At 58.6% G+C, this 6,038-nt stretch carries 7 protein-coding genes; 4 read left to right on the top strand and 3 right to left on the bottom strand.

Going from position 1 to position 6,038, the window contains the following annotated elements; translation table 11 throughout:
* Nucleotides 1–543: lytic transglycosylase domain-containing protein (locus FN835_RS21825; RefSeq protein WP_142665139.1), on the bottom strand; the 543-nt coding region annotated here is incomplete at its 3' end.
* Between the two features lie 345 nt (nucleotides 544–888).
* Between FN835_RS21825 and FN835_RS20750 the strand changes: the two genes are divergently transcribed.
* Complete coding sequence (locus FN835_RS20750) at nucleotides 889–1,470, top strand: hypothetical protein (RefSeq protein WP_142665138.1); 582 nt, start codon at nucleotides 889–891, stop codon at nucleotides 1,468–1,470.
* 5 nt (nucleotides 1,471–1,475) lie between these two features.
* Here the strand turns inward: FN835_RS20750 and FN835_RS20745 are convergent, their stop codons facing one another.
* Complete coding sequence (locus FN835_RS20745) at nucleotides 1,476–1,802, bottom strand: antifreeze protein (RefSeq protein WP_142665137.1); 327 nt, start codon at nucleotides 1,800–1,802, stop codon at nucleotides 1,476–1,478.
* Nucleotides 1,803–1,979: 177 nt separating this feature from the next.
* Nucleotides 1,980–2,168 (bottom strand): hypothetical protein, encoded by a 189-nt coding sequence (locus FN835_RS20740; protein ID WP_142665136.1) that lies wholly within the window; start codon nucleotides 2,166–2,168, stop codon nucleotides 1,980–1,982.
* A 272-nt stretch (nucleotides 2,169–2,440) separates the two neighbouring features.
* Here FN835_RS20740 and FN835_RS20735 point away from each other — a divergent pair, with 272 nt between their 5' ends.
* The 3 genes from FN835_RS20735 to FN835_RS20725 all read left to right on the top strand — a co-directional run bounded on the left by FN835_RS20735 (nucleotide 2,441) and on the right by FN835_RS20725 (nucleotide 5,551).
* Nucleotides 2,441–4,039, top strand: a complete 1,599-nt coding sequence (locus tag FN835_RS20735) for an RcgA family putative transporter (RefSeq protein ID WP_142665135.1) — start codon at nucleotides 2,441–2,443, stop codon at nucleotides 4,037–4,039.
* Nucleotides 4,029–5,027, top strand: coding sequence for an RcgR family putative quorum lactone hydrolase (locus tag FN835_RS20730; RefSeq protein ID WP_142665134.1), 999 nt, complete (start codon nucleotides 4,029–4,031; stop codon nucleotides 5,025–5,027). The genes FN835_RS20735 and FN835_RS20730 overlap by 11 nt, the downstream gene beginning before the upstream one ends.
* A gap of 209 nt (nucleotides 5,028–5,236) precedes the next feature.
* On the top strand, nucleotides 5,237–5,551 hold the full coding sequence (locus tag FN835_RS20725; protein ID WP_142665133.1) for a hypothetical protein: 315 nt from the start codon (nucleotides 5,237–5,239) through the stop codon (nucleotides 5,549–5,551).
* Nucleotides 5,552–6,038 lie beyond the last annotated feature (487 nt).

The raw sequence follows: 6,038 nt of genomic DNA, 5'->3' as shown, positions 1-6,038 counted from the left end.
GGCCGCCAGGGCCAGCATCGGGCTGCGGAACGCTTGGAGCTGTGCCAGCAGATAGCGGGCGCCGCCATCAAGGTTCTGCATCGGATCGCGCGGATTGACACCCAGCATCTGCGCGGTGCCCGGCATCAGCTGCGCCAATCCCAACGCGCCCTTGGGACTTTTTGCCTGCGGGTTAAACCGCGATTCCTGCCAGATCATCGCCTGGAAGAGCGCCCGCCATTGCCGCGGCGAGAGGCCAGAGGCGCGCAACGCCGGATGGTGCTGGTAACGTGCCGCCGTGCGATCGATGCTGGATTGGATGCGGGGCGCGCGCAGGGGCTTGTTCGGAGCGGCACCGGAGGCCTGGCGCAGCGCCTGGCGCAGGTCGGTCTCGGCGCTGGAGCTGGGGGCGACGGCATTCGGGGCGACGAAATTGCGTGCGTTGCGGAAGCGCTGGACGCTGGTGACATCGGGCGCAGATTTTGCAGCCGTCCCGAAGCGGATGACATCGGCGCTGGCCGGGGTGGCGGCGAGAAGGGTGAGCAGGACGACCGAGCTGAGCATGGCAAGAGACACGCTTGCGCGACCCATACGGATACGCAACGCGCTCTGCGATATTAGGTCGGGTGAGGCAGGCAACCACATGCGGCAGCTCTCTCGTCAAGTCAAATCATAGGCGATGCGGTGACCTTCGGGCGCACCGTGTGACGGCACATTTGCAAACATGCATTTAAGTGTCAATATGCAGATATGATATTTTTGCGGAAGAGCTGCTTCCTCTGGAAACCGATAAAAGACCTCGTCAGCACGCTCGGACATCTCGCCCAAGCTAAAGCAGCGGTCGCTGTAGGTTGATTATCGAGAAACCGCACGCTAATCATATCTGCATTATAAAAACATATTGCAGATATGAAGAAGATTAACGACATCCTGAACGATGGGCGTGCGGCGATCATCACCGCCATCACGGTTTTGGGCATGCCTACGCAGGCGGCAGCCTATCCCGTCGACTGCGCAATTCTCCTGTGCCTTGCGGGAGGGTTTCCAAGTTCACCGGAATGCACCGCAGCCAAAGTCGAGATGATCCGCCGGATCACGCCGTTTCCAATCGAGCCGCCTTTGCAGCTTTGGAATTGTCCGATGGACGGCGCGGGTGTCTCACCTATCGGCAGCGGGCCAGACGGTTTGCCGCCTGAAGTCCGTGCCTATCGGGACGGCATCGAGATATACCATATCGACTATCGCCAAAGCCGCGGCGGCGGAGACGTTCACGTTCTTGATCGCTCAAAGGTCGGGCATTACGAAGACAGAGGCGAGTTCTTCTGGACCCGCACCGAAATGCGTGATGCGCCGGACTGGATCTTCGCGGCGACGGGTGTCAATCGACATTCCGTCCAAAACCAGATCGGCACGATTTTGCGCTGGCGTGGCGTTTTGATACGCTGGACCGATCACACAGGCGCGAAATCAACAGAATGGGTGCGTTACTAAGAACGTCAGGACGGAAGCGTCGGCCCTCGCTTCATCAGGCGTCGGGAATTTGACGCTGTCACGCGCGCGACGGGACGCAGCGCCGCTTCCGCGACTTCCACAGGGGTTTTCCCCGTGAGCATGGCGTGTTGCACCGCCATTCCAGCCTGCAAGCCGGCGCGTAGTTTTTCCTGCACCATCCGGGTATTTTCCGCCGGCGTGACCGACCAGAAACCTGCCATGCCCATCATCCGCAAAGCAATGACGGTTTGGGCTTGGCTCAACATGATGGTGGTGTTGACGGCAACTCGAACGAATTGAAATGGAAAGAATGGCGTCACGGCGATCTCCAATCGCAAACACATGTACTCCGGTGTTGCCAACCGCATGACTGCCGCGAAGTTCCCGACGCCGCGTCGATGAGAAAGCCGACGCGACGCAGCGCTCCGGCTCCTCGACCAAATCAGTGCGGGCGAGGGCCTGGTTGTGCCCGGGCGACGTCAATCACCCCGCGGGGCGGTCTCTGAGCATTAACTGCCCGGCACGCTCAAATGCAGGGCCTGCAGCACCGGAATGGGCTGTTTCGGATCAAAGGTGATTCCTGCGGGGATCTCGACGGTGCTGATCTCGCCATTATCCCATTTGTAGTTCCAGATTTGAACGTCGCTCTCTGAAACCGGCCCCAAGGGTGTTGCGATACGCTTTCGATGTGCAGTCATCTCAGGCCTCTAAATGCTTCGTTGCGGGGTTCGACAGATCGTCTCCAGGATCGGCGCCGGACGAAGCGTGTATCTGACGTCCATTCCATATCTCAACGTCACCTTCAACAATTTGTCGGCAACCTCGGAGCACTCGGTCGATCAAAGAGAGACGACGGTTCGGCGGAAAATCGCCCCCAGGTTGCACACGACCGATTAACATTCATTGATGCATTGGCCACGATACGGTACGAACGGGCGTGTATTGAAACGAAATTAATACCGGTAATATATTGAATAAGAACGGCAAAATATTTCTGCCGCCACCGAAAGACGAATGTGATTTCAAGGAATTGTTCCGGCAGGTCGTAGCCGTTGGTGCTGGCAGACCCGTCGGCAAAGACAACTTTCCGGTGGGGCCTTGGACGCCTGAGCTGCTCGCCGATGCGATCAGCTCCATTCCTGCGAACCGCGCAGGCATCGAGCTCAGAACCGTGCAACTCTGGTTTCAAGAAAACGACAAGGGCATCAGCGTTACAAATATGCGCTGGCTTGCCCGGGTGCTCGGATGTGACGATCCGCTTGCCACGAAGGAATGGCAATTGGCACTCGGTTTGGCCCATTCTCGTCTGCTGGAGCGGCGGAGAAAGCAAAAGCGCGGCGGAGCCGAGGCAGTCGAACCGGCCGTTGAGCGCCCGACACTCGAACTTAGGCAACCTCAAGAAAAAGCGGCGGGACGCGACGGCGATCACCTCTTCGCGCTGCCGCGTCGCAGTCTTGCAAGATGGTCAGAGGCACTGTTTTGCAACGGATCGCATCTGGATCTGCCGGCTTCGGTCTTCGCTGGCGCTGTCGCGCTGGTCTTTCTGTCCTATGTGCTGGGCGTGCATAGCGCGAGCTATGCGACGCCATCTGGCGTGGAAAAGCAGGTCGGCTTCATCTGGGCCCCCAACTGGACCCTGCTCTTCATGGTCGTGATGCCCCTTTTCTTCGTCTTTGCGGTCGATATGCTGCAGCGCTGGAAAGCGAGACATCGTCCCCGACTTCTCGATCTGCTCGGAGGACCAGCAAAGCACGAGCTGAGCTGGCAGCAGATCGTTTGCGCTTCCACCAAGACATTCTGGTCGGTTTTTATCCTTTGCTTCGTCTTTGCAGGATTGCTGCAATGGGTCGGCGTGCGATTGCTGCCCACGCTTAGGGGGGATTTGCGATACCCCATGGACTGGGGCTTTTTGTCGATTATCTCCCCCGAGATCGTGTCCAGGGCAGCGACAATCAGCTTCACAGGCTTCGCCTATCTCTACATGAGCATCTGCTTTTACATTTTCTTTGCCGGCCTGATCTTGCTTTACACGGTGATCGACGACCTCGGCGGCATCATGGGCAGCGCAACGACCAAGCCACTGTCGGAAGATGATCTGGACGCACCCCGCGGAGTGGTGATGCAGGGTGTTTTCCGATGCTCGATCTTGGGCATCCTTGTCGCAGTCTGCATGAAAGCGCAAAGCCACTATCTCGTTTTGGACAGTGACCACATCGTCACTTGGCTCTATCGTGATATGATGTCGATCTTGGGAGGAGATCAGCGTCCAAGCGCCAGCGCGAATTACAGCATGCCGAACAGCTTCAGCAGCCTGGTCGTCGTTGTCTCAACCTTGGTGGTGTTCTTGGTGGCTGTCATCCGGATCTACAGTCACCGCAGATTAGCGCCAAACCTCATCAGAATGGGTCTAGTGCTGAGCGCACTCTTGGTGAGCTATTTTGTCATAGGTGCATTTCAGGGATTTTCGATCATCATGGGAGCCAGTGCGATGCTTGCTGTCTACAGTCTGTTCGCTCCTGCCGCGCCGGCGCGAACCCGTTGCGACCCGGCCCAGAGCCGTGTCGCGTAATTGGCTTGACCACTGGGACGAGCGCCGCGCACGTCGGGGCGAGCGCGCGAAGGGCGACGCGCATTTCGAGCTGCGGCCGGATCTTGCATTCCCGAAGTCGGATTTTCTGGGGGGCCTGTCTTACTTCTGTACCCGTGCGGAATGGGCAGCGGCAAATCCGAGCTACTATGGTCCTGCTCATACAGGGAACGGTTTCGTCGAAATTGGGGACTTTCTGACCTTCCCGTCGAGCGTGAAGACGGACGTTGCTGCTAATAACCTTGTGACCGTTAAGCTCACACAAAGCTCGTCGCGAGCACGTGCCGTTGTCGTTTTCCATCATTGGAACGCCAAGAGGCGCGCCGGGTTGCTTGCAGGCTATCTTGCACGCAGCGGTCTGACGGTTGCTGAAGTCGCGCTACCTTACCATCTCGAGCGAAGCCGCCCAGGAGCAACTCATGCAGATTTTATGTTGAGCGCCAGTCTCGGTCGCACGTTGCAGTCCTTTCGGCAGGCCGTTGCCGACGGACGCGACCTGATCCGCTGGCTCCAAGGCGAGGGATATTCAGAGATCTCCGTGCTTGGAATGAGCTTGGGATCGTGGGTTGCTGGTCTGGTCGCGGCGCATGAACCAGGGGTAAGAAACGCCGCGCTTTGCCTGTCAGCAGGCAGTCTCGCCGACATGGTTTGGACAGGTCGGGCTACCCGAAACATTCGTGCAGGTCTTGAGCCGCATCTGGACCTTCCGACTCTGCGCCGGGCTTGGGCACCGCTCGATCTCGAGGCTTTTGCGGATCGTCTGTGCCGTAACAGCTTGGACCTCCAGATAACGCTCGCAAAGCGCGATACCGTCGTCAGGCCTGAACTTTCCGAAAGCTTCATCGAAAGCCTGCGCGCGGCTGGGGGCGATCCAGAAATTCGCGCGCACAATTGTGGGCATTACTCTCTGTCACTGCCCCCCTTTGGGCCGCGCGTCGCCTATGATCTGCGGCGCTTTTTGGCGTCATAGTCCAGAGACACCATACCGCTTCAACGACCAAGGTCTTGGAAGGGGCGTGAGACACGATTAAAGAACACCGCAGACCAACATCCGCAGATCTATCAAATTTGCATGTTGCGCACGATGTATAGATTTGACAGGATGCCCGACAAGCGGTGCGTCGTGTTCTTAAGATGGAGACGTCGACTGTGACCCAAGCAGGTAGGACACCCCCGAATGTGGTCCAAGTTGACGAGCTCAAGGCGTTGCTGGCGTCAGGTTGGCTCTTCTGCATCTACTGCAAGGAACCGCCCGAGATCCGCGGTGTGCATGTGCATGGTCTTTGGTACGTGTTCGCAATCGAGCCAACCAAGCGTGAGGAGTGGGTTGCCTTGGTCACGCAGCGCGGTCGGCGCATTGCCGGTGCAACCTACGCGTTCCGAGAGTTCCGAACACCGACGCCGATCTTCCGGATGTGCGATGAATTCGGCTACCCAATTACCGCCTATCCCACGAAGGCGGGCCAATCCCTTATCATCGAAAAGCCGAACTGACGCTCTCAGCCTGCCGCAGATACGCCGGATGGCCGCAAGATACCAGGTCGCGAAAGCGCGCGTTCTTTGGCCAGAGCATCGGTGTTTCGATCCAGGGCATGACAAACCGGGCGACAGGGTGGCGCGTGAAGTGCCGAAGGACGGCCCCAAACCACACGCCCGCTTCGCGGCATTCGCGGCGCCGATGCAGGCACCCACGGCTCAGCTGTTTGGATGGGCATCGCGTTTCGCAGAATTAACCCACTACGCTGCGCCTGACACCTCGCCGCCCGAGATCAGCCGCCGCTCGCCGCGCGCGCGATCAAGCCCGCTGGGGCGTGCTCACCGCACACCTACGGGTGCCGGCTCGTTCAATCAAATCCCATCCCGTACCCGAGGAGCTTTTCCACTCACCGCCTGAAATGAAAAACCCCCGCGCGGGGACCGCACGAGGGGCTATCACGAGATAGCTCAGGTTTGCAGACCTGAAACTGAACTTCGCCTTCAG

The organism is Paracoccus laeviglucosivorans (assembly GCF_900182695.1).
Classification (GTDB): Bacteria; Pseudomonadota; Alphaproteobacteria; order Rhodobacterales; family Rhodobacteraceae; genus Paracoccus; species Paracoccus laeviglucosivorans.
This window is presented reverse-complemented; position numbering and strand designations above follow the sequence as displayed.

Excerpts from the sequence above, each read along its gene's own strand:
- FN835_RS20750 (WP_142665138.1), top strand. The coding sequence starts at position 889 with ATGAAGAAGATTAACGACATCCTGAACGATGGGCGTGCGGCGATCATC.
- FN835_RS20740 (WP_142665136.1), bottom strand. The coding sequence starts at position 2,168 with ATGACTGCACATCGAAAGCGTATCGCAACACCCTTGGGGCCGGTTTCA.